The sequence below is a fragment of the Geodermatophilus sp. Leaf369 genome, assembly GCF_001424455.1.
Classification (GTDB): domain Bacteria; phylum Actinomycetota; class Actinomycetes; order Mycobacteriales; family Geodermatophilaceae; genus Klenkia.
Map to the genome: position 1 here is coordinate 40724 of NZ_LMQA01000002.1, position 24834 is coordinate 65557.

General features: G+C 75.8%; 22 protein-coding genes. 7 read left to right on the plus strand and 15 right to left on the minus strand.

Translation table 11 applies throughout. The annotated features are described in order from the left end of the window. Nucleotides 1-42: 42 nt before the first annotated feature. The 4 genes from ASG36_RS09005 (at nucleotide 43) to ASG36_RS09020 (ending at nucleotide 5040) form a co-directional block, all read left to right on the plus strand. The gene (locus ASG36_RS09005) at nucleotides 43-2289 is read left to right on the plus strand and encodes a xanthine dehydrogenase family protein molybdopterin-binding subunit (protein ID WP_200944416.1); all 2247 of its coding nucleotides are present in this window, start codon (nucleotides 43-45) and stop codon (nucleotides 2287-2289) included. 17 nt (nucleotides 2290-2306) lie between these two features. Continuing rightward, the gene (locus ASG36_RS09010) at nucleotides 2307-2777 is read left to right on the plus strand and encodes a (2Fe-2S)-binding protein (protein ID WP_055762917.1); all 471 of its coding nucleotides are present in this window, start codon (nucleotides 2307-2309) and stop codon (nucleotides 2775-2777) included. Between the two features lie 65 nt (nucleotides 2778-2842). After that, nucleotides 2843-3274 (plus strand): YdeI/OmpD-associated family protein, encoded by a 432-nt coding sequence (locus ASG36_RS09015; RefSeq protein ID WP_055762920.1) that lies wholly within the window; start codon nucleotides 2843-2845, stop codon nucleotides 3272-3274. Further along, a complete protein-coding gene (locus tag ASG36_RS09020) occupies nucleotides 3271-5040 on the plus strand; it encodes a GAF domain-containing SpoIIE family protein phosphatase (protein ID WP_055762924.1) in 1770 nt (589 codons plus the stop codon). The genes ASG36_RS09015 and ASG36_RS09020 overlap by 4 nt, the downstream gene beginning before the upstream one ends. A 1-nt stretch (nucleotide 5041) precedes the next feature. Here ASG36_RS09020 and ASG36_RS09025 read toward each other — a convergent pair whose 3' ends face one another. The 5 genes from ASG36_RS09025 to ASG36_RS09045 all read right to left on the minus strand — a co-directional run bounded on the left by ASG36_RS09025 (nucleotide 5042) and on the right by ASG36_RS09045 (nucleotide 12633). Then, complete coding sequence (locus tag ASG36_RS09025; protein ID WP_055762927.1) at nucleotides 5042-6766, minus strand: ABC transporter ATP-binding protein; 1725 nt, start codon at nucleotides 6764-6766, stop codon at nucleotides 5042-5044. Beyond that, the gene (locus ASG36_RS09030) at nucleotides 6763-8409 is read right to left on the minus strand and encodes an ABC transporter ATP-binding protein (RefSeq protein ID WP_055762930.1); all 1647 of its coding nucleotides are present in this window, start codon (nucleotides 8407-8409) and stop codon (nucleotides 6763-6765) included. Before ASG36_RS09030 ends, ASG36_RS09025 begins: the two co-directional genes overlap by 4 nt. 45 nt (nucleotides 8410-8454) lie before the next feature. After that, nucleotides 8455-10011: a phospholipase D-like domain-containing protein gene (locus ASG36_RS09035; protein WP_200944417.1), complete on the minus strand. Its 1557-nt coding sequence runs from the start codon at nucleotides 10009-10011 to the stop codon at nucleotides 8455-8457. Next, nucleotides 10008-10712 carry an NYN domain-containing protein gene (locus tag ASG36_RS09040; RefSeq protein WP_235494787.1) on the minus strand — a complete coding sequence of 235 codons (705 nt, stop codon included), beginning with the start codon at nucleotides 10710-10712 and terminating at the stop codon, nucleotides 10008-10010. Before ASG36_RS09040 ends, ASG36_RS09035 begins: the two co-directional genes overlap by 4 nt. A gap of 157 nt (nucleotides 10713-10869) precedes the next feature. Further along, nucleotides 10870-12633, minus strand: a complete 1764-nt coding sequence (locus ASG36_RS09045; protein WP_055762934.1) for a bifunctional diguanylate cyclase/phosphodiesterase — start codon at nucleotides 12631-12633, stop codon at nucleotides 10870-10872. A gap of 127 nt (nucleotides 12634-12760) precedes the next feature. On the opposite strand from ASG36_RS09045, the gene ASG36_RS09050 reads away from it, so the two are divergent. Continuing rightward, entirely contained in the window at nucleotides 12761-13291 is a 531-nt protein-coding gene (locus ASG36_RS09050; RefSeq protein ID WP_055762937.1) for an NUDIX hydrolase, read from the plus strand. 1 nt (nucleotide 13292) lies between these two features. On the opposite strand, the gene ASG36_RS09055 is transcribed toward ASG36_RS09050, so the two are convergent. The 5 genes from ASG36_RS09055 to ASG36_RS09075 are packed head-to-tail and all read right to left on the minus strand — an operon-like array spanning nucleotide 13293 to nucleotide 17885. Continuing rightward, nucleotides 13293-13937 (minus strand): GNAT family N-acetyltransferase, encoded by a 645-nt coding sequence (locus tag ASG36_RS09055; protein WP_055762940.1) that lies wholly within the window; start codon nucleotides 13935-13937, stop codon nucleotides 13293-13295. A 51-nt stretch (nucleotides 13938-13988) separates the two neighbouring features. Continuing rightward, the gene (locus ASG36_RS09060; protein ID WP_055762943.1) at nucleotides 13989-14462 is read right to left on the minus strand and encodes a DUF1992 domain-containing protein; all 474 of its coding nucleotides are present in this window, start codon (nucleotides 14460-14462) and stop codon (nucleotides 13989-13991) included. A gap of 19 nt (nucleotides 14463-14481) precedes the next feature. Beyond that, complete coding sequence (locus ASG36_RS09065) at nucleotides 14482-16119, minus strand: acyl-CoA dehydrogenase family protein (protein ID WP_055762946.1); 1638 nt, start codon at nucleotides 16117-16119, stop codon at nucleotides 14482-14484. Between the two features lie 52 nt (nucleotides 16120-16171). Then, the gene (locus ASG36_RS09070) at nucleotides 16172-16561 is read right to left on the minus strand and encodes a polyketide cyclase (protein WP_055762951.1); all 390 of its coding nucleotides are present in this window, start codon (nucleotides 16559-16561) and stop codon (nucleotides 16172-16174) included. 43 nt (nucleotides 16562-16604) lie between these two features. Then, a complete protein-coding gene (locus ASG36_RS09075) occupies nucleotides 16605-17885 on the minus strand; it encodes a competence/damage-inducible protein A (RefSeq protein ID WP_055762954.1) in 1281 nt (426 codons plus the stop codon). An 89-nt stretch (nucleotides 17886-17974) separates the two neighbouring features. Here ASG36_RS09075 and ASG36_RS09080 point away from each other — a divergent pair, with 89 nt between their 5' ends. Next, entirely contained in the window at nucleotides 17975-18694 is a 720-nt protein-coding gene (locus tag ASG36_RS09080) for a hypothetical protein (protein WP_055762956.1), read from the plus strand. Beyond that, nucleotides 18691-18993 (plus strand): hypothetical protein, encoded by a 303-nt coding sequence (locus tag ASG36_RS09085; RefSeq protein ID WP_055762959.1) that lies wholly within the window; start codon nucleotides 18691-18693, stop codon nucleotides 18991-18993. Before ASG36_RS09080 ends, ASG36_RS09085 begins: the two co-directional genes overlap by 4 nt. 2 nt (nucleotides 18994-18995) lie before the next feature. On the opposite strand, the gene ASG36_RS09090 is transcribed toward ASG36_RS09085, so the two are convergent. Genes ASG36_RS09090 through efeU form a run of 5 tightly spaced genes read right to left on the minus strand, consistent with a single transcriptional unit; the run spans nucleotide 18996 to nucleotide 24793 of the window. Continuing rightward, the gene (locus tag ASG36_RS09090; protein WP_200944418.1) at nucleotides 18996-19919 is read right to left on the minus strand and encodes an SDR family NAD(P)-dependent oxidoreductase; all 924 of its coding nucleotides are present in this window, start codon (nucleotides 19917-19919) and stop codon (nucleotides 18996-18998) included. A gap of 16 nt (nucleotides 19920-19935) precedes the next feature. Continuing rightward, complete coding sequence (locus ASG36_RS09095; RefSeq protein WP_055762962.1) at nucleotides 19936-21450, minus strand: protein kinase; 1515 nt, start codon at nucleotides 21448-21450, stop codon at nucleotides 19936-19938. A gap of 51 nt (nucleotides 21451-21501) precedes the next feature. Then, on the minus strand, nucleotides 21502-22773 hold the full coding sequence (efeB, locus tag ASG36_RS09100) for an iron uptake transporter deferrochelatase/peroxidase subunit (RefSeq protein ID WP_055762965.1): 1272 nt from the start codon (nucleotides 22771-22773) through the stop codon (nucleotides 21502-21504). Between the two features lie 12 nt (nucleotides 22774-22785). Continuing rightward, nucleotides 22786-23943, minus strand: a complete 1158-nt coding sequence (efeO, locus tag ASG36_RS09105) for an iron uptake system protein EfeO (RefSeq protein WP_157498744.1) — start codon at nucleotides 23941-23943, stop codon at nucleotides 22786-22788. Beyond that, nucleotides 23924-24793 (minus strand): iron uptake transporter permease EfeU, encoded by an 870-nt coding sequence (gene efeU, locus ASG36_RS09110; protein ID WP_082523093.1) that lies wholly within the window; start codon nucleotides 24791-24793, stop codon nucleotides 23924-23926. The genes efeO and efeU overlap by 20 nt, the downstream gene beginning before the upstream one ends. Nucleotides 24794-24834 lie beyond the last annotated feature (41 nt).

Sequence of the window (24834 nt, forward strand, 5' to 3'; positions counted from 1 at the left end):
ACCGCCGCTCCGAGCCCTGGACAGCTGACGAGGGAGTCACCTGTGAGCCTGGAAACACCCGAGACCGACACCCGCGGCGAGCCCCGCGAGCACAGCCGCCGGCGCTTCCTCACCTACCTGGTGGCAGCCCCGACGCTGGCCGTCGCCGCCCGGATCGGGGCCGACACCCTCGCCCCGGCCACCGCGAACGCCGCCGTCCCCTCGCTGCCCGCCCCGGCCGAGCTCCTCGACCTGGGCGACGCCTTGATCCTGGCCGGCGCCCCCACCTCGGGGCTCATCGTGGTCACCGTCGACGAGGCCGGCCGGGTCGGGCTGGCCCTGCCGCGCGCCGAGGTCGGCCAGGGCATCACCACCGCGGTCGGCATGCTGCTGGCCGACGAGCTCGACGTCCCGCTGGACCAGGTCGACGTCACGCTGGCCGACGCCCGCCCGGAGCTGGTGTTCAACCAGCTGACCGGGGGCTCGAACACCATCCGCAGCGTCTACGGACCGGTGCGCACCGCGGCCGCCCAGGCCCGCGCCCGGCTGCTCGCCGCCGCGGCGGCCCGCTGGGGCACCACGCCCGGCGCACTGACGGTCACCGACGGCGTCGTCTCCGGCCCCGCCGGGCAGACGGCCACCTACGGCGAGCTGTCCGCCGCCGCGGCCAGCCCGACGCTGTCGGTCGTGCTGGCCAGCCCGAAGCCCGCCTCGGCCGCGAAGGTCGTCGGCACCCCGACCAACCGGGTGGACGCCCGGAAGATGGTCACCGGCCAGATGGACTACACCCTCGACCTGGACGTGGTGCCCGGCGCGCTGCCCACCATGGTCCGTCGCCCGCCGACGATCAACGGCACCGTCCGCTCGGTGCAGAACGCGGCTGCGGTCCGGGCCATGCCCGGCGTGGTCGACGTCGTCACCGTCCCCACCGGCGTCGCCGTGCTGGCCGAGACCTTCGGCCAGGCACTCGACGGCAAGGAGGCCCTGCAGGTCACCTGGGGACCGGGCACCGTGGACGGTGAGAACGACGCGACGATCAAGCAGAAGCTGCGCGGGGCCGCGCTGCCCTTCGTCGTCCCGCCGCTGCTGACCACCACCGTGGACGCCGAGTTCGACTTCGCCACCGTCAGCCACGCCCCGATGGAGACCAACTCGGCCATCGCCGACGTGCGCGGGGACCGGGCAGAGATCTGGTCGGGGCTGAAGTCCCCGATCGTCGCGCAGCAGACCATCGCCGCCGACCTCGGCCTGCCGCAGTCGGCGGTCACCGTGCACGTGACCCAGGGCGGGGGCTCGTTCGGGCGCCGGCTGTTCTTCGACGCCGCCCTGGAGGCCGCGCGGATCTCGAAGGCCGCCGGGAAGCCGGTCAAGCTGCTGTGGTCGCGGATCGACGACACGCGGCACGGCCGGGCCCGCGCGGCGAGCTTCCACCGGGTGCGGGCCACCGTGGCCGCCGGCCAGGTGCTCACCTTCGAGCACCGGGTGGCCAGCGTGGAGACCGACACCACGCACGGCCTGGGCGAGATCCTCACGGCTGTCGCCGCCAGCCTGCCGGTGGGCGGCAACGCCAGCTTCGCGCAGACGATCTTCCTGACCACGATCCACTCGCCCTACGACTTCGGGGTGACCACGCAGCTGCTCAACGAGGTGCCGCTGCAGATGCACACCGGCTCGTGGCGCTCGGTCTACTCGGCCAACACCCGGGGTGCCGAGGAGATCGTGGTCGACGAGATCGCGGCGGAACTCGGCAAGGACCCGCTCGCGTTCCGCCGGGAGTTCCTCAAGCAGGACCGCTACCGGGCCGTGCTGGACAAGGTGGCCACCGAGGGGCAGTGGGGCAAGAGCATGCCGCGCGGCACCGCGCAGGGCATCGCCTTCCACGCCGAGTACAAGTCGTGCACCGCGTGCCTGGTCGAGGTCGACGCCACCGACCGGACGCGGCCCCGGGTCACCAGGGCGACGATCGTGGCCGACGTCGGCCGCCCGATCAACCCCCGGGGCCTGGAGGCCCAGCTGCTGGGCGGGCTCACCGACGCCATCGGGACGACGTTCCGGGCCGGGCTGCACATCGACGCCGGGCTCCCGTTGGAGGGCAGCTACTCCCAGTTCCACTACACCCGGCAGGCCGACAGCCCGTTGCAGGCGCAGGTCTTCGTGATGCCGGCCGACGGCGAGCCCGGGGGCGCCGGCGAGCTGGGCGTGCCGGCCGCGGTGGGTGCCATCGCCAACGCCTACGCCCGGGCCACCGGCACGAAGCCGCGCAGCTTCCCGGTGGTCTTCCCGGTCGACTTCGACCCCTTCCCCCGCTGAGCCAGGAGACGATCGACATGCCGAACTACACCTTCCAGCTCAACGGCGAGACGGTCACCGTCGACGCCCCGGCCGACCTGCCCCTGCTCTGGGCGCTGCGGGACAAGCTCGGGGTCACCGGGCCGAAGTACGGCTGTGGCATCGACGTCTGCAAGGCCTGCACCAGCCACCTCGACGGCGAGGCCATCAACCCGTGCGTCACGCCCACCGCCGACGTCGCCGGCCGTGAGGTGACCACCATCGAGGGCCTGGCCGGGACCTTCTCCGACGACCCGGACCAGCTGCACCCGGTGCAGGAGGCCTGGCTGGAGCAGGACGTGGCCCAGTGCGGCTACTGCCAGCCCGGTCAGATCATGGCCGCGGTCGCCCTGCTGAAGCGGACGTCGGACCCCACCGACGCCGACATCGACGCGATCGAGAACGTGTGCCGCTGCGGGTCCTACGTCCGGATCCGGGAGGCGATCAAGGCCGCGGCCGCCCGGATGTGAGCCACCCGGGGGACCGTCGGCGACGGACGTTCCCCCGGGGTGGTCACGTCGGGCAGGATGAGGCCATGCAGTTCCGCACGACCGTCCTCGCGGCCCGGCAGACCGCCACCGGTCTGCCGGTCCCGGACGACGTCGTGACCGCCCTGGGCGGTGGGCGGCGGCCGGCCGTCACCGTGCGGCTGAACGGGTACTCCTACCGCAGCACGGTGGCGGTCATGGGCGGGCAGAACCTGGTTCCGCTGGCCGCCGAGCACCGGGCCGCTGCGGGTGTCGAGGCGGGCCAGGAGGTCGTGGTCGACCTCGAGCTGGACACCGAGCCGCGCACCGTGGAGCCCCCGGCCGCTCTGGCCGCGGTGATGGACGACGCCGACCGGGCCGCGTTCGCCGCGCTCTCGCCGTCGAAGCAGAAGGCGCACGCCCTCGCCGTGGACGGCGCGAAGACCGACGCCACCCGCGACCGGCGGGTCCAGGCCGTGCTGGTGGCGCTGCGCGGGTGACGATCTCCCGCCAGGGCACCGACAGCGGCGAGCTGACCCAGCCGCTCCGGCTCCCGCTGCCGCTGCCCGTCGCCACCCCCCTGCCGGCCCGCACCGACGAGGCCTTCGAGCGCTTCGCCCGGCTCGCCGCCCGCCAGCTCCGGGTGCCGATCGCGCTGGTGAGCCTGGTCGACGCCGACCGGCAGGTGTTCCCCGGGGCGGTCGGCCTGCCCGAGCCCTTCGCCACCGAGCGCTCGATGCCGATCTCCTGGTCGCTGTGCCAGCACGTGGTCACCACCGCCGGTCCGCTGGCCGTCCCCGACGCCCGCGAGCACCCGCTGCTGCGCGACAGCCTGGCCATCCCCGGGCTGGGGCTCATCGCCTACGCCGGGCACCCGCTGGTCGACGCCGAGGGCCGGGTGATCGGGGCGCTGTGCGCGATCGACACCGAGACCCGCACCTGGACCACCGACGACCTGGGCAGCCTGGCCGACCTGGCCTCGGCCTGCTCGTCGGAGCTGCGACTGCGCACCCTGCAGCTGCGTGCCGACGCCGCCGCGGACGCCGAGGCCGAGTCCGGCCGGCAGTCCCGGCTGCTCCTGGCCCTGTCGGAGACGCTGAACCGCACCGAGACCGTCGCGGACGTCGCCTCCACGGTCGCCCAGCTGGCCACCCGCCGGCTCGGGGTGGACCGGGCCGTGGTCTCGCTGCAGGAGGGCCACCGCCGGGACCTGGTGCCGGTCACCGCCGACGGGCGCCCCGGCACCGGCAGCTGGCGGCCCCGCCCCCAGGACGAGCCGCACCCGGCCACCCTCACCGCGCTGGACGGCCGGGAGCGCTGGTTCGCCGACGCCGCCGCCACCCGGGCCGCCGTCCCCGGGCTGACCGAGGACGTGGCCCCCTTCGAGGCCAACCTGCACCTGCCGCTGGACCTGGTCGGCCAGGAGCGTGCGGTGCTCAGCCTCGTCTGGACCTCCCGCCGCGACATCACCCCGGCCGGCCGGCTGGTGATCCGGGCCCTGGCCCGGTACGTGGCCCAGGCGCTGCAGCGGGCACTGCTGCTCGCCGAGCGGCGGGGGGTCGCCGAGACGCTGCAGCGGGCGATGCTCACCGAGCTCCCGGCACCGGACCGGTTGGCGGTGGCGGCCCGCTACCTGCCCTCGCACGCCCAGGACCAGGTCGGCGGGGACTGGTACGACGCCTTCACCACCCCCGACGGCACCACCGTGCTGGCCATCGGCGACGTGACCGGGCACGACACCGCGGCGGCCGCCTCGATGGGCCAGCTGCGCACCCTGCTGCGCGGGTTCGCCTTCGACCGTTCCGAGGTGCCCTCGCAGTCGGTGCACCGGGTCGACCGCGCCGCCGCGGGTCTGGACCTGGACACCCTGGCCACCCTGCTGCTGGCCCGGGTCGAGCGGCTCGACCTGGGCGCCCGGGTCACCTGGTCCAACGCCGGTCACCCGCCCCCGCTGCTGGTGCACCCCGACGGCGCGGTCGAGCTGCTGGTCACCCCGCCCGACGTGCTGATCGGCGTCGACCCGACCCGGCTGCGGCACGACCACGTCCGCGACCTGCCGGTGGGCAGCACCCTGGTGCTCTACACCGACGGCCTGGTGGAGCACCGCGACCGCGACCTCGACGTGGGCACCGGCGACCTCGCCCGGGCCCTGGCCGGCCAGCAGCACCGCCCGGTGGACGAGCTGCTCGACGACGTGCTGACCAGCCTCACCGGCCCGGCCCGGGACGACGACATCGCCGTCCTCGCCGTCCGCGTCCTCGCCTGACTCACCCCCGCGCGGTCCAGGCCGACCAGAGCCCGGCGTAGCGCCCGCCGGCGGCGACGAGCTCGGCGTGCGTGCCCTCCTCCACCACCCGGCCCGCCTCGAGCACCACGACCCGGTCGGCCCGGGCCGCCTGGGTGAGCCGGTGGGCGACCACCAGCGTCGTGCGGCCCGCGGTGGCGGCGAGGGCGGCCTCCTCGAGGTCGCGGGCGCCGGCGCTGCCGGCCTCGGCGGTGGCCTCGTCGAGCACGGCGACCGGGGGATCGGCCAGCACCAGCCGGGCCAGGGCCAGCTGCTGGGCCTGCGGGGCGGTGAGCTCACGCCCACCCTCGCCGACCCGGTCGTCCAGCTGCGCCCAGTCGGCACCCACGACCGCCAGCGCCGCACGCACCTCGGTGTCGCTGGCCCCGGGCCGTGCCAGCCGGACGTCGTCGGCCAGCGTGCCGGCGAAGACGTGCACCTCCTGGCTGACCAGCCCGACGTGGGCGCGCAGGTCGGCCGGGGCGCCGTCGAGCAGCACCGTGCCGGCCCGCGGGGTGAGTCCACCGGCGAGCACCCCGGCCAGCGTGGTCTTGCCGGCCCCCGAGGCCCCCACCAGCGCCACCCGCTCGCCCGGGGCCAGCCGCAGCTCGACCTCGGTGAGCACCGGCGGGCCGTCGCCGTAGCCGTGCGTCACCCCGCGCAGCTCCACCGCCGGCCGGTGCGGGGTGCGCACGGGCTCCCGGTCCGGGACGGCCGGCAGGTCGGCGACGCCCACCATGCGCACCAGGCTCGCCCCGGCCGACTGCACGTCGTCGAAGCTGAACAACAGCAGCCCGAGCGGGCCGAAGAGCCGGTGGAACAGCAGCGCGGCGGTGGTCACCGCGCCGACGGTCACGTCCCCGCTGCGCACCAGCGCGAACCCCACCCCGAGGACGGCGGCCAGGCCCACGTACTCGGCCCGGTTCATCCGCCAGCCGAAGTCGGTGAACAGCCGGAAGACCCCGACCCCGATGTCCAGCGCCCGGGCCGAGCGGTCGGTGACCACGTCCCGGTGGCGCTGCTCGTCGGCGTAGGCGTGCACGGTGTCCGCGCCCTGCACGGAGCTGACCAGCGCCTGGGACCGCTCGCCCATCGCGACCCGCTCGGCGGCGTACCGGGGGGCCGAGCGCGGGAGGTACCAGCGCAGTGCGAGGACGTAGAGCGGGATGGCCACCAGACCGGCCAGTGCCAGCCGCCCGTCCAGCGCGCCGAGCCCGACCACGGTCAGCAGCACGGTGAGCCCGGCGCCGGCGACCTGGGGCAGCCCGCTGGTGACCGAGTCGGCCACCTTCGCCACGTCGTCCCCGACCCGGGAGAGCAGGTCCCCGCCGCGCACCCGGTCCAGGGTCGCCGAGGACAGGTGCAGCGCGCGGTCGACCACGGCCTCGCGGAGCCGGGCCAGCACGGTCTCCCCGAGCCGGGCGATGAGCAGCGCCGACAGCCCGGTGAGGACGGCGACCAGCACCGCGGCACCCAGCAGCCCGCCGACGTAGGGCCAGACCGAGCCGCCACCCCCCACGGCGTCCACCAGCCGGCCCAGCACCCAGGGGGCGATCAGCCCGGCTGCGGAGGCGGCCACCGCGGTGAGCGCGGTCAGTGCGCTGACCCACGGCCGCTCCCGCAGGTGGGCACCGACGACCTGCGCGGCGCGGCGGCCGGTGGCGATCGGCAACAGCTGGTCGGTGGTCCCGGGCACCGGCACGCTCACCGCAGCACCGCCGCGGCGTACTCGGCGTCGGCGGTCAGCTCGGTGTGCGTGCCGCGGGCGCGGACCCGGCCGCCGGCCAGCACGACCACGTGGTCGCACCGGCCGAGCAGGGCCGGGCTGCTGGTGACCAGCACGGTGGTGCGGGTCCGGCGCAGCCGGGTGAGCCCCTCGGCGATGGTCTCCTCGGTCACCGCGTCGACGGCGGTGGTGGGGTCGTGCAGCACCAGCACCGGGGGGTCGCGCAGCAACGCCCGGGCCAGCCCGACCCGCTGCCGCTGGCCCCCGGACAGCGAGCGCCCGCGGTCGGCCACCGCCAGCTCCAGGTCGGTCAGGTCGGCGGCGCCGGCCGCTGCCAGCGCCCCGGTCAGCCGGTCGTCGTCGGCGTCCCCGGCGGGGTCGACCGCGGTCCGGAGGGTGCCCTCGAACAGCACCACCGCGTGCGGCTCGACCAGCACCGCGGCCCGGACGGTGCCGGGGTCCAACGTGCCGACGTCGACGCCGTCGAGCAGCAGCTCACCGGGGTCGGCCGGGCGTCGGCCGGCCAGCAGGCCGACCAGCCCCTCCGCGTCGGCGGGGTCGGGGGCGACCACCCCCAGCACCTGGCCCGGTTCCACGTGGAACCCGTGGCCGGGCAGCTCCAGGGCACCCGGGCCGGGGGCGGGGACGACCCCGGCCGGGTGCAGCGGCGGCGCGGTGAGCACCCCGACCACCCGGGCCGCGGAGGCCCGGGCCTCGGCGAGCTTCTGCCCGGCGAAGCCCAGCAGGCCGACCGGCTCGGCGAGGAACTGGGCCAGCCCGACCACGGTGACCAGCTGCCCCACCGACAGCCGGCCCTCCAGCGCCATCGCCCCGGCGACGCCGGCCACGGCGGCCAGGAACAACCCGCTGCCCAGCACGGTGGCACCGCGGTAGGCCCCGATCACGCCGGCGGTCCGCAGCGTGGAGCCCAGCGCGGTCGCGCTGGTGGCCCGGTAGCGCGCGGCGGCGGCGTCCTCGGCCCCGATCCCGCGCAGCACCCGGACACCGCGCACCAGGTCGGTGGCCAGCCCCGCGGTGCGGGCGACGTCCTCCTGCTGGGTGGCGGTGCGCCGGGTGAGCACGGGGGCGAGGAGCTGGAGGACGGCGACCAGCAGGGGCGCGCCCAGCAGCACCCCGACCCCCAGCGGCACGCTGATCAGCAGGAGGCTCACCGCGGACACGACGAGCGCGGTGGTCCCGCCGACGACGATCGCGGCCGCCTCCAGCACCCGGCCGGACTTCTCCGCGTCGGAGGTGGCGATCGACAGCAGCTCACCGGTGGGCGGCGCCCCGCGCAGCCCGCGGGGGTCCAGCACCCGGGCGGTCACCTCGACCCGCAGCAGGTGGTTCTCCCGGTACCAGCCGGTGACCACGTTGCGGGCGCCGTACCGGTAGGCCTGGGACAGCACGAGGAACAGCAGCGCCGTGCCGCCGAGCGAGGCGATCAGCGCCGGCACCGACCCGGTCGCCACCGCCCGGTCGATGGTGACCCCGATGGCCACCGGGACCAGCGCCTCGCAGGCCTGGTGCACCGACAGCAGGAGGACGGCGGCGCCCAGCCGACGGGGGTGCCGGCGCAGCGCACGACGCAGCAACGCCCCCGCGGTCTGCGGCACCCCGTCCATGTGAGGGGACCCTAACCCGCCGGGGTCACCGGCCCCGAGGTCGGGTCAGCCGTGGTGCCCGCGACGCTGGAACCGGGCGACCACCCGCTGGGCGCGGTTGGGCGTGGTCTCGGGGTCCAGCAGCTCGGTGTCGGCCAGCACGGTGTCGAGCAGGCCCTGCTCGGGGATCTCGAAGGGCGCCAGCGACCGGCCCTCGGCACGCACCAGGGACTCCACCGCCGCCACCAGCGAGCCGTCGTGCCCGGCGATCGCGGCGGCCACCTCGTCGGGGGTGACGTCGAGGTGCTCGGCCAGCAGCCGGTCGCGCATGCCGAGCACGGAACCGGCGATCTCCTCCCGCCGCGGGTCGTCGGCGGTGGCCTCGATCGTCAGGTCGCACTCGGTGTCGGTGCCCATCGAGCGGTTGTTCAGGTTGGAGGACCCGATCCGCAGCAGCCGGTCGTCGACGACGCACACCTTGGCGTGCACGTAGATCGGCTGCCGGGTCGCGGTCACCGGGACGTAGAGCCGGAACCGGCCGTGCACGTCGGCCTCGCGGACCATCCGCAGCAGCTTGGCCCGGGCGGTGCCCATGGCCTTCTCCTCGAGCCAGCCGTCGGCGGTCTCGGGGTTGACCACGACGAACTCGGGCCCGTCGTCCTCACCGAGCCGGGCGGCGATGGCCTCGGCCACCCGGCGGTTGGCGAAGTACTGGCTCTCGATGTAGACGCAGGTCTGCGCGCTGGCGATGCTGGCCAGCCACAGGTCCTCGATCTCGTGCACCAGCTCCCACTCCCGGAACTCCGGGCGGGTGCGGGAGATGGCCACGTCGACGTCGCGCAGCAGCACCGGCACCTGCTCGGGCCAGGCGTGCTCGATGCCCTCGACCGGGTCCAGCTGCTGGCCGGTGCCGGCCGCCCAGCGCCGCCGCGCGAGCTCGCCCAGGGCCTTCGCCGCGGGCCCGGACACCAGGCTGGTCACGTCGTGCCAGGGCTGGGTGGAGCGCCGGGACCGGGGGCGGTGCCGGTACCGGTTGCGGTCCAGGTGCCGGCTGTCGTCCCAGCGGTCGGCGGTGACGTCGATGCCGCCGGCGAAGGCCAGCGAGTCGTCGACCACCACGATCTTCTGGTGGTGCGCGCCGGCGAGCGGGTGGTGCGCGTCGACCTTCATCTGGAAGCGGTCGGAGGTGCGCCGGTTCAGCAGCACGATCGGCACCAGACCGCGGCCGAGGGCCTCGAACATGCCCAGGTCCCACTGCAGGACACCGACGAACAGGTCGGGCTTGTCCTGCACGACCTGCTCCAGCACCCGGCCGACCCGGTCGTCGCGGCCCCTGCCGGGGGTGCGGGGGTCCAGCCGGATCCGCGGGTCGAAGTCCCAGCCGATGAACAGCACCTGCTTCTCCGCGCGCAGGATCAGCTGCTTGAGGGTGGCGAAGTAGTCCGCGGCGTCGACGAACACCGCGTGGGAGGTGGCCCGCTCGATCCGCCAGACGGTCTCGCCCGGGACCAGCACGCTGCCGCGGGTGGGATCGTCGTCGACCGGCTCCCGCGGGCTGGGGACGGCGGCGGAGAAGCCGCCGGTGTCCGGGTCGGTGGTGGTGCCGACCTCCTCGGCGCTCACGTGGACCGCTTCGCCACGAACGCCGCAGCCGCCTCGCGCAGGCTCTTGGTCGGCCGCAGCCAGGCACCGTCCACCGGCAGGGAGTCCAGCCGGACCCGGTCCAGCGGGGCGGCGAAGGCGCCGGGGACGTCCTCGATGTCGACGAAGCGCAGCAGGTCCGAGCTCAGCGCGTAGCCGGCGACCTCGGAGAAGGCGACGACGACGACCTCGGTGCCGCTGCGGGCCAGGGTCTCCAGCGGCTCGGCGAAGTTGCGGCCGTCACCGGAGAAGACGACCAGCCGGCGCAGGTCGTGGCTGGCGGCGCGGACCTCGATGTGGTCGAGCATCGACTGGTCGATGTCGTCGTCCGGGCGGCTCTTGGGGCGGGCGAAGACCGAGTAGCCGAAGCTGCGCAGCGCCTCGACCCAGCCGCGCAGGGTGGTGACGTGCTGCGGGGGCACGTTGGCGAAGACGCAGGCCTCGACGTCGTCGGAGCCGCTGCCGGCCGGGTCGCCGGCGCCGTTGACGAACCAGGACGCGATGGCGTCGAACCGGGGGCGCGACGCCGCGGTGGGCCGGGCGCCGATGACGGTCGCCAGGGTCATGTCGATGTTGGGCGCGTCCCAGACCAGCAGGTCCAGGGAGGGCCGCGGACGGGCGGGCGACGCCTCCGTGCTGGGCTCCCAGCCGCTCTCGACGTCGGGGCTCTCGGTCACGGTCACCTCCGCAGTGTGCCGGGTCGGTGTGTCGTCGGTGGTCCCGGAGGGCCGGTCCGCCGGGGCGGTCACCCGGGAGGGGGGACCCGCCGGGGAGGTGGCCCGGCGGGAGCGACGCGCGATCGCGGGGAAGGCCACGTCGGGGATCGTCCCAGCCGCGCGGTCAGCCCGCGCAGGCCACGTCCGCCCACGGCTCCCCGACGCCGTCCAGCATCGGTCCCAGCTCCTCGGCCGGCACCGGCCGGCCGAACAGCCAGCCTTGGGCGAAGACGCAGCCGGCCGCGCGCACCCGGGCCAGGTGTGCCGGGGTCTCCACCCCCTCGGCCAGCGCCCGGATGCCCAGGGTGTCGGCCAGCGCCACGATCGCGGCCATCACCCCGTGCGCCTGGTCGGTGCTCATGCCGTCGACCGCGTCCAGCAGCGACCGGTCGATCTTGAGGGTGTCCAGCGGCAGGGCGAGCAGCCGGGCCAGCGTCGACCAGCCGGTGCCGAAGTCGTCGACCGCGATGCTGACGCCCAGTGCGTCGAGCTCCAGCAGCTGAGCGGCCACCGTGTGCGGCTCGTCGGCCAGCGCGGTCTCGGTCAGCTCCAGCACCAGCTGGGACGGCGGCAGGCCGGCGGCGGTGAGTGCGGCCACCACGTCCTGCACGAGGGTCCCGGCGCCGAAGTGCCGGGCGGAGACGTTGACCCCGATGACCACCGGGGTGCCCGCGGCCGACCAGGCCGCGCCCTGCCGGCAGACCTCGTGCAGCAGCCAGCGGCTCATCGGCACGACGGTCCCGGTCTCCTCGGCCAGGGGCACGAACTCGTCGGGCAGCAGCAGCCCGCGGCGCGGGTGCTGCCAGCGGACCAGCGCCTCCAGGCCGGTGATCCGGTCCGAGGGCAGGTGCACGATGGGCTGGTAGTGGACGACGAGCTCGGCGTACGTGGCCGGGTCGCCCAGCCGGGAGGACACCTCCAGCCGCCAGCGCGCGGCCTGCCGCAGCTCGGTGCTGAAGACGACGGTGCGGTCGCGCCCGGCGGACTTGGCGGCGTACATCGCGGCGTCGGCGTCGCCGATGAGGCCGTCGGCCGGGGGCTCGCCGTCGTCGGCCGCGGCCGCCCCGGAGGGGCACGGGGTCACCGAGATGCCGACGCTCGCGGTCAGCGACACCCGCTCGACGCCCAGCAGGAACGGCTCCTCGAAGGCCGCCCGGAGCCGTTCGGCGATGGCCACCGCACCGTCGACGTCGCAGTCCCGGGCCAGCACCAGGAACTCGTCGCCGCCCACCCGCCCCACGACGTCCCCGGGGCGGGTGCGGCGCTCCAGCCGGGCGGCGACCTGGGTGAGCAGCTCATCGCCGGCCCGGTGGCCGAGGCTGTCGTTGACGTTCTTGAAGCCGTCGACGTCGAGGAAGAGGACCGCGGCCCCGGCCCCGGCGTCGACCACCTCGCCGACGAGCTCGTGCAGCCGGCTGCGCCCGGGGAGCCCGGTGAGGTCGTCGTGCCCGGCCCGCCAGGCCAGCTCCTGCTCCCGCCGGACCAGCTCGGTGATGTCGGTGTGCGTGACGACGAAGAGCGCTCCGCCGGGCCCGGCGTCCTCCGGCAGCGCGGCCGCCTGCCACTGGGTCCAGACGACCCCCGACGCACCGCTGACGGCGAACCGGAGCACCTCGGTGGGTTCCCCGGTGGCGCGCAGCCCGCGCAGCGCGGTCACCAGCCGGGCCCGCTCGGGCGGCGGGAGCACCCGGTCCAGCGCGTCGGGGTAGGAGTCGCCGTCCAGCGAGAGCTCGCTGCCCGGCTCGAGCATCGTGCCCCCGGCCCGGCGCCAGGCCGCGTTCACCGCGAGCATCGTGAAGGAGCCGTCGATGACGACGGTGGCCGCCGGCAGGGTGTCCAGCACCGCGGCGAGCGGCGCTGCGCCGTCCCGGGCACCGAGTCCGAACACCCCGCTGCTCCCCCCGTCGGGGCCGCACCGGCCCGTGTGACGAGGACGATACGGGCCACATTCGTCCGAAACACCTGGAGCGTCACCCGACCGGGTCACCCGGGGGCGTTGCTGCCACGCTGCCGGGGTGCGCACCACGGGCAGTCGCGAGGTCTACCGGAACCCCTGGACGACGGTCCGGGAGGACACCGTCGTGCTGGCCGACGGCTCCACCAGCGTGTACGGCGTGGTCGAACGCCCGGACTTCGCGATGGTGGTGCCGGCCGAGCGAGACGGGTTCTGGCTGGTCGAGCAGCACCGGCACCCGATCGACCGGCGCAGCTGGGAGTTCCCGCAGGGCGGGTGGCCGGCCGGCGCGTCGGGGACGGCGGAGGAGCTGGCCCGCGCCGAGCTCGCCGAGGAGACCGGGCTGCGGGCCGGCCGGCTCGAGCACCTGGCCCACCTGGACCTCGCGCCCGGGATCCTGACCCAGCAGTTCGACCTGTGGCTGGCCACCGACCTCACCCCGGGTCCGACCGCCCGCGAGGTCAGCGAGGCCGACATGGTGAGCGCGTTCGTCACCGAGGCCGAGTTCCTGGCCCGGGTACGCGACGGCCGCTTCACCGACGCCCCGTCCCTGGCCGCCCACGCCGTCCTCCGCGTGCACCGAGGGAGCTGAGTCAGGGGCGGCGGGTGGACCAGCGGCGGGGCTGGCGGCGGTGGAACGGCTCGGTGCGGGCCGGGCGCCAGTCGGCGCGGGCGAGGGAGTACTCGACCTCGCCGTGCTCGGCACCGGGGAGGGGACCGGGGGCGTCCTCGGTCACGGTCCGCCGCCAGGTCAGGCCGACCTTCTCCATCACCCGCCGCGACCCGGTGTTCACCGCCATCGTGGTGGCCACCACCTCGTCGACGTCGGTGCCGGTGAACACCGCCTCGACCAGCGCGCGGGCACCCTCGGTGGCCAGCCCGCGACCCCAGGCAGCGCGTCGCAGCCGGTAGCCCAGCTCGACGGCGACGACCGGGGTGGTGGCCATCGGTCGCAGCTCGAACCACCCGACGAAGGCGTCGGTCGCCCGGTCCTCGGCGGCCCAGCAGCCCAGCGGGTGCGCGCCGTGGTTGGCCAGGAGCCGGGGCAGGTCACGCCCGCGCACCCGGGCCGGCGGGACGGGGTGGCCGGTGCCCAGGTGGCGCATCACCTCGGCGTCCCCGTGCAGGGCGACGACGTCGTCGCCGTCCCCCGCGCGGACCGGCCGGAGCCGCAACCGGGGGGTCACCAAGGAGCTGCCGGGCACGGGGACCGCCCGGCGCTGCTCCTCGATCGACATCGTCACCACGCTAGCCCCGGCCGCGCGCACCGGCGGTGAGCCGCACCGGTGTCAGCGCCGGCGACGCCACCACCGGGTGCGGACGACGGGCTCCGGCGCCGGCTCCTCCGGCTCGGGCTCCGGCGGCCGGGAGGCCCGCCACACCTCGACAGCCGCCTCCTCCTCCCGCATCGGGACGACGACCGGCGGCCCGTCCAGCGGCTGCCGCCAGGCCGCGGCGACCCGGCCGTTGAACTCGGCGATCGCGGCCCGGACCTGCGACTCCTCGCGCAGAGTGGCCAGTCGCGCGGGCAGGTCGTCGTACTCCCGGCGCAGCGCCAGGGACGGCGGCAGGAAGGTGGCATCGGGCTCCTGCCGGCGGGCCCAGGACAGTGCCCAGGAGTACGCGTCCTCCGGACCGTCCCGCTTCGGGAGCGGCTTGCCGGCGCCGGGCAGGTCGGCGAACTCGCCCCGCTCGTCCGCCGTCCGGATCTGGTGCTCGACCCAGGTCTCGAACGAGACCCCCTCGGGCTTGCGCTGCGTCACCCGCTCGAGCTTCCCAGCCTCAGGCCGGGGCGACCACCGCGCGGTCGACGATCTCGGCGGTCGCGGTGCCGGCGGGCAGGGTGCCGAGGACGGAGCCCCAGTCACCGCCCAGCCGGGTGGCGCAGAAGGCGTCGGCGACGGCGCCCGGGGCGTGCTGGAGCAGCAGCGAGCCCTGCAGGCACAGGGCCAGCAGCTCGGCGACCCGCCGGGCGCGGAAGGGCAGCTGCTCGGGGTCGGCGAGCTCGGCGTGCAGCCGGGCGGCAGCCCTGTCGTACCGGTCGTCGGCGCCGGTGGCGGCCTCGATCTCGGCCAGCACCGCCTCGGCGGACTCCGACCGGCGGTCCATCGCCCGCAGTACGTCCAGGGCGATGACGTTGCCCGAGCCCTCCCAGATCGAGTTCAGCGGCGCCTGCCGGTAGAGCCGCGGCAGCACCGACTCCTCGACGTAGCCGTTGCCACCGAGCACCTCGAGGGCCTCGGCGACCACCGTCGGCGTCCGCTTGCAGACGGCGAACTTGGCCGCGGCCCCGGCCAGCCGCAGGAAGTCGGCCTCCCCGGCGTCCTGGGCGGCGGCCAACCGGATCGCCAGCGCGGTCGCGGCCTCGCTCTCCACGGCCAGGTCGGCCAGCACGTTCTGCATCAGCGGCTGGTCGACCAGCCGGGCCCCGAAGGCCTCCCGGTGCCGGGCGTGGTGCAGCGCCTGGGTCAGCGCCGCCCGCACGGTGGCCGCCGAACCGAGCACGCAGTCCAGCCGGGTGGTGGCCACCATCTCCAGGATCGCCGGCACGCCGCGGCCGGGCTCACCGACCAGCCAGCCGGCGGTGCCGTCGAACTCCACCTCGCTGCTGGCGTTCGAGCGGTCGCCGAGCTTGTCCTTGAGCCGCTGCAGCCGGAACACGTTGCGGTCGCCGTCGGGCAGCATCCGGGGCACCAGGAAGCAGGACACGCCCTCCTCCAGCTGCGCGAGCACGAGGAACAGGTCGCTCATCGGCGCCGAGGTGAACCACTTGTGCCCGGTGAGGGCGTAGGTGCCGTCGGGCTGGGCCACGGCGCGGGTGGTGGTGGCCCGGACGTCCGAGCCGCCCTGCTTCTCGGTCATCCCCATCCCGGCGACCAGCCCGGCCTTGGTGCGCGGGTCTGCCAGCCCCGCCTCGTAGGAGGTGCTGGTCAGCCCGCGCTCGAACACCACCGCGAGCTCGGGCGCCCGGCGCAGCGCGGGGACCACGGCGTAGGTCATCGTCACCGGGCAGGCGTGCCCCATCTCCACCTGCGTCCAGCCCAGGTAGCCCACCGCTCGCCGCACGTGTGCGTGCGGGTCGGGGTGCTCGGGGTCGTCGGCCAGTGCCCACGGCGCCCCGGCCAGCCCGTGGCCGACCGCGGCGCCCATAAGCTCGTGCCACGCCGGGTGGAACTCGACCTCGTCGACCCGGTGCCCGGTGCGGTCGTGGGTGCGCAGCCGCGGCGGGTTCTCGTTGGCCAGCCGCCCCCACTCCGCGGCCTGCTCGCTGCCAGCCAGCGCGCCGAGCTCCTCCAGGGAGTCCAGGGTCAGCTCGTCGGCGTGCCGCAGACAGGCCTCGACCAGCGCGGTGTCACCGGCGATGGGGTCGTGACCGACCAGCGGGGGCACCTGGTTGGTCACCTCGTGCGTGGAGCTCATGCCCCCGACGTTACGGAGGTGCAGGCCCGTCCCCGGGGACCCGGAGGGGAGATCAGCGACGCACGAGCCGCTGCAGTGCCACCTGTGCCAGCGCCAGGTAGCCGACGACCAGCGGCAGCGGCCCGGACACCCGCAGGCCGGTGGTCGTCCCCCCGCCGGGGCCGGGGCGCACCCAGTGCACGAGCACCAACGTGCCCGGGCCGATGTCCACCGACCAGGTCCACTCGCGGGCCTCGTCGTCCACCGCGTCGACGACGAAGGGCACCGAGACCCCCAGCGGACCCTGCACCCGACCGGTCACCCCGGGGTCGATCCGCACCGCGTCGGTCAGCACCCCGCGGATCTGCGGTGACCAGTCCGACCAGCGGGCGGGGTGGAGGTACCGGTCCCAGGCCTCGTCGGGGTGGACCGGACCGGTGGCGTGCAGGCGCACAGAGGTCATGCCCTCCACCCTGCCCGATCCGTCCCCCGTGGAACCGTGGGGCTCAGGCGGGCGGCCCGCCCAGCAGCAGCTCGCGCAGCACGTGCAGCCCGACGGTGACGGTCCGCTTCCGGAACGCCGCCCGGTCGCCGGGGACGACGAGGGACCGGCTCGCCGACGCCCCGTCCGGGCCGACCGCGACCAGGTGGACGGTGCCCACGGGCTTGTCCGCCGTCCCGCCACCGGGCCCGGCGATGCCGGTGACCCCGATGCCGACGTCGGAGCCGAACCGGGCGCGGGCGCCCTCGGCGAGCGCCCGGGCGACCTCGGCGCTGACCGCGCCGTGCACCTCCAGCGTCGCCACCGGCACGTCGAGCAGCTGCTCCTTGGCGCTGTTCGCGTAGGCCACGACCCCGCCCAGCACCGACGCCGAGGCGCCGGCCCGGTCGGTGAGCCGGGCGGCGAGCAGCCCGCCGGTGCAGGACTCCGCGGTGGCGACGGTCCAGCCCCGGTCGACGAGGCCGCCCGCGACCAGGGTGTCGACGTCGTCGCCCTCGCTGAACAGGGTTGAGCCGAAGTCGCCGCGGACGGCGTCGGTGAGGCGGCCGTAGGCGTCCACGGCGTCGGGGGCGTAGCGGGTGACGATCTCCAGCTCGCCGTCGCGCAGGCAGGTGGTGATCTCCAGCCCCGCGAGCTGGTCGTCGACCCGGCGCAGGGTGGCCGCGAGCTCGGACTCGGGGGTGCCCCAGAGCCGCAGCGTGTCCTGGCGCAGCTCGGTGGCCCGGGCGAGCACCGCCTGCACGGGGGCGGCGGCCAGCGCGGCCGGCCACATGCCCTGCAGCTCCGGCGGCGGCCCGGGGAGGACGACGACCGGCGGCCCGTCACCCTCGGCAGGGGGGACGACGAGACCCGGCGCGGTGCCCACCGGGTCGAGCACCAGGGCCCCGGCCGGGACCCGGGCCTGCTTGCGGGTGCCGGCCAGCGTCGCCTCCGGGTCGACCCTCCAGCCGCGGCGGCTCATCAACCGCTCGACGATCGCGCCGATCCGGGTGGCCAGCTCCTCGTCGACGGCGCTGGGCCGGCCCTGCACGTCCCCGACCACCTCGGCGGTGAGGTCGTCGGCGGTGGGCCCGAGCCCACCGGAGGTGATGACCAGGTCGTTGCCGGCCGACAGGAACGCCAGCGCCGAGCGCAGGTCCTCCGGCCGGTCGCCCACGACGACCACCTGCCCGACGTCCACGCCGCGGGCGCGCAACGCCTCGGCCAGCCAGGGGCCGTTCCGGTCGGTCACCCGCCCGGTGAGGACCTCGGTGCCGGTGACCACGATGCCTGCACGGACTGCCACGCCTGCGACCGTAGGCGGGATGACCGGGCCGCGCCGCCCGTCGGCGTCGGGTCCCCGGTCGCACCCCCGGCCGCCGATACGGTGGGCCGGTGAGCCAGCCGCCGTACCCGCCCCACCCGCCGGCCGACGACCCCTCCGAGAACCCCAGGGCGCCCCGGACCGCGCAGATCCCCGCGCAGCCCACCGGCGAGCAGCCGGTCGCCCAGCAGCACTCGCAGCCGGTGCAGCGTCAGCCGCAGTACTCCCAGCCCGTCGGCCCGCCTCCCGGACAGCCCACCGGACCGCAGGAGTACCGGGTGCCCACCGGCTACGACCCGGCCTACCCGGCCGCGCCGACCGGCCCGATGGACTGGGTCCCCGGCTTCCCGGGCGACCGCCCGCCGCCGCAGGCCGGGCCCCCCGGGCAGCACGACACCGGTCGGGCCCCCCAGGTCTCACCGCGCAACCGCGGCACCGCCGACCGGGCCAGGCTCACCGCGACGGTGCTCGGCGTGCTGGCCCTCGTCGTCCTCCAGCTCGGCCTGGCGCTGTCGTTCGGGCTGACCTCGCTGTGGTCGGCCGTGCCCACCTGGTCGGCGTTCGCCACGGTGGCCGCCCTCGTCGCCCTGGTGCCCTTCGTGCCCGGTGGCGGGCTGAGCCGCCGGCAGGCGTGGCGGGTCGGCGCGGCCGGCGTCGGCGGGCTGGCGCTGTTCTGGGTGCTGGTCGTGCTGCCGCTGGTGGCCAGCGACCAGGGCTTCCTGCTCACCGCGGCCCTCGGGCTGGCGGGCGCCGCGCTGTGGCTGACCCCCGGTCGCACCGCCACCCCGTGACCCCGCGGTCGCTGGCCGCCCTCGGAGGGGTGCTCGGGCTCCTGGCCCTCGGGCTCTCCTGGGGTGCCGGACCCGGCTGGGCGCAGCCGGCACGGGTCGCGGTCGTGGTGGCCCTGGCGTGCGCGCTGGTGGCGGTGCGCACCGGCCGGGACGGGCTGCTGCTGGCCGCGGCGGCCGCCGCCGGGGTCGGGGTGGTCCTCGGCGGCCTGGACGCCAGCCCGGGCCGGCTCGCGCTGCTGGGCGCAGCGGCCGCCCTGCTCGCCGCCCACCGTGCGACGAGGACGGCAGCCCCCGCCTGAGCTCAGGGGGCGATCGGGAACGACACCCCGGTCGCCCGCTCCACCGCGGCCCACAACCGGGCGCCGGTCAGCGGGTCCCGGGCGTGGTCGCGGGCCCGGGAGAGCGCGGGCCGGCCCGTCATCTCCTGCCAGCCGCCGGGACCCCAGTACTCCCCGCCCCGCACCCCGTCGGCGACGCAGGCGTGCACCAGCGGCCAGGCACCCTCGTCCTTGCCCTGGCTGAACGCCCGGGCCGGCGCCGCCACCGCGCGCAGCGCCGCGGGCACGCCGTCGCCCCGACGGGCCGGGGACAGCGAGTCCAGTGCGAACCCGGGGTGCGCGGTCACCGCGACCGCGTCCCGGCCGACGGCCCGCCACCGCCGGTCCAGCTCGAACGCGAACGCCATCGACGCGGTCTTCGATCGGCCGTACTGCCGGAACGAGGCGAAGGACCGCTCCGCCTGCAGGTCCGTCGGGTCCAGCGGCGACCAGCGGTGCGCGATCGAGCCCACCGTGACCACCCGCCCACCGGGGGCGATCCGGTCGGCCAGCTGCGCGACCAGCGCGACGTGGCCGAAGGTGTTGCCGCCCATCATCAGCTCGAGGCCGTCGGCGGTCTCCTGTCGGCCCCGGGTCTCGGTCACCCCGGCGTTGCACAGCACCGCGTCCAGCTCGGTGTCCACCGCCCGCGCGCAGGCCGCGACCGAGGCCAGGTCGGCGACGTCGAGGGTCAGCAGCTCCAGCCGGGCCCCGGGCACCCGCGCGCGGACGTCGTCGGCGGCCCGGGCCGCCCGCTGCGCCGACCGGCAGGCCATGAGCACCCGGGCGCCGGCCCCGGCCAGCTGCTCCACCGCCCAGCGGCCGAGCCCCGCGTTGGCCCCGGTGACCAGCACCGTGCGGTCGCTCAGGTCGGGCAGGACGGGCGGGGTGGGACGCAGCAGGGGCACCGGCCCATCATCGGGGTCAGTCGTCCTCGTCGTCCCGTCCGCCGCCGGGACCGTTCCCGTTCCCCGGCCCGCCGCCGCCCGGGCCGTTCCCGTTCCCGTTCCCCGGTCCGTTCCCGTTGTCGTTGCCGTTCCCGTTGCCCGGCCCGGGGGCGGGCGCCGGGGCTGCGGTCGTGGGCGCGGGCTCCGCGGTGGGGACGACGGGCACGCCCTCGGCCCCGGATCCCGTGGTGCCGCCGACGGTGGTCAACCCCGGCGACTCGGTCGGCGGGGCCACGGCGGCGGTCACCGTGACCGCCGATCCCGGGGCCAGCGGGGTGCCGGTGGGGTCGACGGCCAGGACGGTCCCCGCGGCCTGTTGGGCGCTGGCGGTCTCCGCGCGGGTGACCGCGAGCCCGAGCGCCGTCAGCTCGGCGACCACCTCGTCGGCCGGGCGGCCCAGGAGGTCACCGGCGGTCAGCACGACGTCGGCCGCGGTGGTGGGCGCAGCAGCCGTCGTGGTGGACGCGGCCGAGGGGGCGGGCCCGGCGTCCGCGGTGGCCTCGGTGCCGCCGACCCCGAGCAGGACGGCGACGCCCACCCCGGCCAGCAGCACCGCGCCGGCCAGCAGGGCCAGCACGAGCGGGCGGCGACGTCGGGACCCGGGCTCGTCGGCGACGGGGACCGAGGCGGTCGTGGGCAGGAGCAGCGTGGGGTCCTCGCGCACCGCGGCCGGCAGCCGGTCGATCGCCGCGACCACCGCGTCGCCGTCGGCGAGCCGGGCCCGGGGGTCCTTCGTGGTCATGGCCGCGATCAGCGCCTGCACGGGTGCCGGGACGGTGGCCGGCAGCGGTGGGGGCTCCTCGCGGATCTGGCTGAGCGCCACCGCGACCGAGCTCTCGCCCTGGAACGCCTTGCGGCCGCTGAGCAGCTCGTAGCCGACCATGCCCAGGGCGTAGACGTCGCTGGCCGGGGTGGCCGGGCGGCCCTCGGCCTGCTCCGGGGAGAGGTAGTGCGCGGTCCCGATGACCTGGCCGGTGTCGGTGAGGGAGACGCTGGAGGCCGACCAGGCGATGCCGAAGTCGGTGACCGACACCGCGCCGTCCCAGCCCACCAGCACGTTGCCGGGCTTCACGTCGCGGTGCACGACGCCCACCTCGTGCGCAGCGGCGAGTCCCGAGGCGGTCGCCCGGAGCACCTCCAGCGCCCGGGCCGGGTCCAGCGCGCCCTCGCGGCGCACCAGGTCGGCCAGCGACTCGCCCTCGACCAGCTCCATCACCAGGTAGGCCAGGTGCTCCCCGGAGGACGCGTCGGTCTCGCCGTAGTCGAAGACGGAGGTGACGGCGGGGTGGTGCAGCAGCGCGGTGTGCCGGGCCTCGGCCCGGAAGCGCCCCAGGAACGCGGGGTCGCCGGCGTACTCGCTGCGCAGCACCTTCACCGCGACGGCCCGGCCGAGCAGCTGGTCGTGGGCCCGCCACACCTGGCCCATGCCGCCCGAGGCGATCAGCGAGCGGAGCTCGTAGCGCCCACCGAGGGTGCGGGCAGCCGGTTCCACTCCCCCATCCTCACCCGGGACGGCCGCCACGGACCAGCCGCCCCGCCAGCCTCAGCTGAACAGCGCCCGGCCGAACCAGTCGTCGGGGCCGGTGATCCCGGGCGGGCAGGCGAAGACCGCCGAGGACGTGTGCTGGACGTACTCGTTCATCTTGTCCAGCCGCAGGTTGCGCTGCACCTGGGTGAACCCGGTCGCAGGGTCCGACTGGTAGCAGAGGAAGAACAGCCCGGCGTCCAGCCGACCCAGCCCGTCCGAGCCGTCGACGAAGCTGTAGCCGCGGCGCAGGATCGCCGTCCCCGAGTTGGTGGGGTGGGCCAGGAACACGTGCGAGGTCTCGGGGACGGCGAACTCGCCGTCCACCTGCTTGGTGAAGTCGACCGGGTCGAACTCGTCGCGCTGGCCCAGCGGCGCCCCGCTGCCCTTGGCCCGGCCGATGGTCTGCTCCTGCTCGACGACCGTGGAGGTGTCCCACGGCTCGATCCGCATCCGGATGCGCCGGCTGACCAGGTAGGAGCCGCCGTCCATCCAGCTGTCGGTGCCCGACACCCAGACGAACCGGTCGAGGGTCTCGGGCTGCTCGGCCTTGAGGTTGTCGGTGCCGTCCTTGAACCCGAAGAGGTTGCGGGGGGTGCTCTGCCCCGACGAGGTGGACGACGTCCGACCGAAACCGAGCTGGGACCACCGGACGCTGAGCACCCCGGCGCCCAGCCGGGACAGGTTGCGGACGGCGTGCACGGCGACCTGCGGGTCGTTCGCGCAGGCCTGCACGCACAGGTCCCCGCCGCTGCGGGCAGGGTCCAGGGCGTCGCCGGGGAAGGAGGGCAGCTCGGTCAGGGCGTCGGGACGGCGGTCGGCGAGCCCGAAGCGGTCGACGCCGTCGGCGGTGGTGAACAGCGTCGGGCCGAACCCGACGGTGATGGTCAGCCCGGCCGGGGGCAGGTCGATGGCCTCGCCTGTGTCGTCCGGCGGGGCGTACTCGCTGCCGGCGACCGCGCCCACCGGGCCGGCGTCCTGACCGGCCGTCATCCGCCGGGCGGCCGCCGTCCAGGCCTGCAGCACCTCGACCAGGGCGTCGCGGTCGTCGGTGGTCACGTCGAAGGCGACGAAGTGCAGCCGGTCCTGCGCGGGGGTGACGATCCCGGCCTGGTGGGTGCCCTCGAAGTCCACGGCGTCGCTGGCGCTGGGCCCGCTCGACGTCGGCTCCTCAGCCGTGGCCCGGCCGATCACCCCGCCGGCGGCCCCGGCGGCCAGCACCCCGGCGGTGCCGGCCCCGGCCAGGCCGAAGAAGCGTCGGCGGGACAGCCCGCCCTGCTCGGCACCCAACTCCGGGACTCCCTACTGGTCGGCGACGACGGCGGCCACCTGGCTCACCGACTCGCTCAGCGCGGTGATGCTGTCGCTGAGGCCGCGCAGCTGGTCCTCGGTGAGCGTGTCGTGCAGGGCCCATCCGTCCCCCACACGGTACTGCTCGAGCTCGGCCTCGGTGGCGGCGAAGCGGGCGTCGATCTCGGCCACCAGGTCGGGGTCGGCCTCCTCGAGGAACGGGCGCAGCGCCTGCACGGCGGCCTCGGAGCCCTCGAGGTTGGCGGCGAAGTCCCACAGGTCGGTGTGCGAGTAGCGGTCCTCCTCGCCGGTGATCTTGCCGGTGGCGATCTCGTCGAGCAGGGCCTTGGCGCCGTTGGCCAGCTGCAGCGGGTCGAGGGTGACCTCGTTGGCCCGGGCGACGATCTCCTGCACGTTGGCCAGCAGGTCGTCGGCGTAGGGGCCCATGTCCGAGACGTCGCCGGTCTCCCACAGCGCCTGCTCGATGCGGTGGAACCCGGTGAAGTCCTCGCCCTCGGCCTGGTCGCCCTCGCGGCCGTCGATCAGCGGGTCCAGGTCGCCGAAGCTCTCCGCGACCGGCTCGATCCGCTCCCAGTAGGTGCGGGCGACCGGGAACAGCGCCTGCGCGGTCGCGACGTCCCCGGCCTTGACGGCGTCGGTGAAGGCCGTGGTCTGCTCCAGCAGCGCCCCGGTCTGGCTCTGCACGTAGCGCTGGTAGTCCACCCCGGCCTGCTGCAGGTTCTCGTCCTCGGACAGCGTGACGGCCTCGCCGGAGACGACCAGGTCGTTGCGGATGCCGTCGCCGACCATGCCGGGCTTGCAGACGGTCTCGTAGTCCCCGGCCGGGAGCTCGACGAGCAGGTCGCGGGCCACCCCGGGGGCGATGTTCTCGACCTCGGCCATCACCCGGTCGCCCTCGGCGTAGACGTAGAACTCGGTGACCTTGCTGCCGGAGTTGGTCACCGTGAACTGGTGGGTGCCGGCCTCGAGCTCACTGGCCGCGACGTCGCAGGTGTCGTCGCTGGCGGCGACCGCGATGTCGTCGGAGGCCTCGCCCGCGCCGCCCGCCGAGGAGTCGGTGGCGCCGCCGCAGGCCGCGAGCAGGGTGACCGCGGCGAGGGAGGTCGCGGCGAGGGCGTTGCCGAGGGACTTACGCAGTGGCGTCGACATGCTGGGGCTCCGTGGTGGTGGTGCGGGGGGTCTGCCTTGCCGAGCGGCCGGGCAGCAGGAAGAGGGCGAGCACCGGCACGAGGTAGGCCACGTAGGCGACCATCTCCAGCACCGTGGGCTGCGCCGAGACGTGGAAGACGCCGTCGAGGACCGCGCCGTACCAGCTGCCGGGGTCCAGCCAGCCCGACGCGTCGTAGGCGTACGTGGTCAGGCCGGGCAGCACGCCGGCCTCCTGGAAGTCGTGCACGCCGTACTTGAAGATCCCGGCGGCGATGAAGATCAGCAGGACCCCGGAGACGGTGAAGAACCGCGACAGGTCGATGCGGACGGCGCCGGCGTACAGCGCGAACCCGAGGACGACGGCGGTGGCCAGCCCGGCCAGCAGCCCGACCAGCGGGGTCGCGCTCACCGCACCCTGGGCGGAGGCGAAGAAGAGCAGCGTCGTCTCCAGGCCCTCGCGGACGACGGAGGCGAAGGCGATGCCGACGACGGCGCCCAGCCCGAGGCCCACGGCGTCATCGAGCCTGCCGCGCAGCTCACCGGACAGCTTGCGGGCGGTGCGCCGCATCCAGAAGACCATCCAGGTGACCAGGGCGACGGCGATCACCGAGGTGATCGCGTCGAAGAGCTCCTGGCCGGGGCCGCCCAGCACGGTGGTGGACACGTAGGACAGCGCGGCGCCGAACCCGACCGACAGCACGACGGCGGCGGCGACCCCGCCCCAGACCGGCAGCAGGTGGCGGCGGCGGTCGGTCTTGACCAGGTAGGCGACCAGGACGCTGACGATGAGCACCATCTCGAGGCCCTCGCGCAGGCCGATCAGGTAGCTGGGGAAGAAGACCTGGCCCACGGCGGACACCTCCTGGCACGTCACTGCCGCGGGGTCGGTCG

What these genes read in the sequence shown, in the direction of transcription:
- ASG36_RS09010 (WP_055762917.1), top strand. Translation starts at nt 2,307, where the DNA reads ATGCCGAACTACACCTTCCAGCTCAACGGCGAGACGGTCACCGTCGAC.
- ASG36_RS09015 (WP_055762920.1), top strand. Translation starts at nt 2,843, where the DNA reads ATGCAGTTCCGCACGACCGTCCTCGCGGCCCGGCAGACCGCCACCGGT.
- ASG36_RS09030 (WP_055762930.1), bottom strand. Translation starts at nt 8,409, where the DNA reads ATGGACGGGGTGCCGCAGACCGCGGGGGCGTTGCTGCGTCGTGCGCTG.
- ASG36_RS09055 (WP_055762940.1), bottom strand. Translation starts at nt 13,937, where the DNA reads ATGTCGATCGAGGAGCAGCGCCGGGCGGTCCCCGTGCCCGGCAGCTCC.
- ASG36_RS09065 (WP_055762946.1), bottom strand. Translation starts at nt 16,119, where the DNA reads ATGAGCTCCACGCACGAGGTGACCAACCAGGTGCCCCCGCTGGTCGGT.
- ASG36_RS09070 (WP_055762951.1), bottom strand. Translation starts at nt 16,561, where the DNA reads ATGACCTCTGTGCGCCTGCACGCCACCGGTCCGGTCCACCCCGACGAG.
- efeO (WP_157498744.1), bottom strand. Translation starts at nt 23,943, where the DNA reads ATGTCGACGCCACTGCGTAAGTCCCTCGGCAACGCCCTCGCCGCGACC.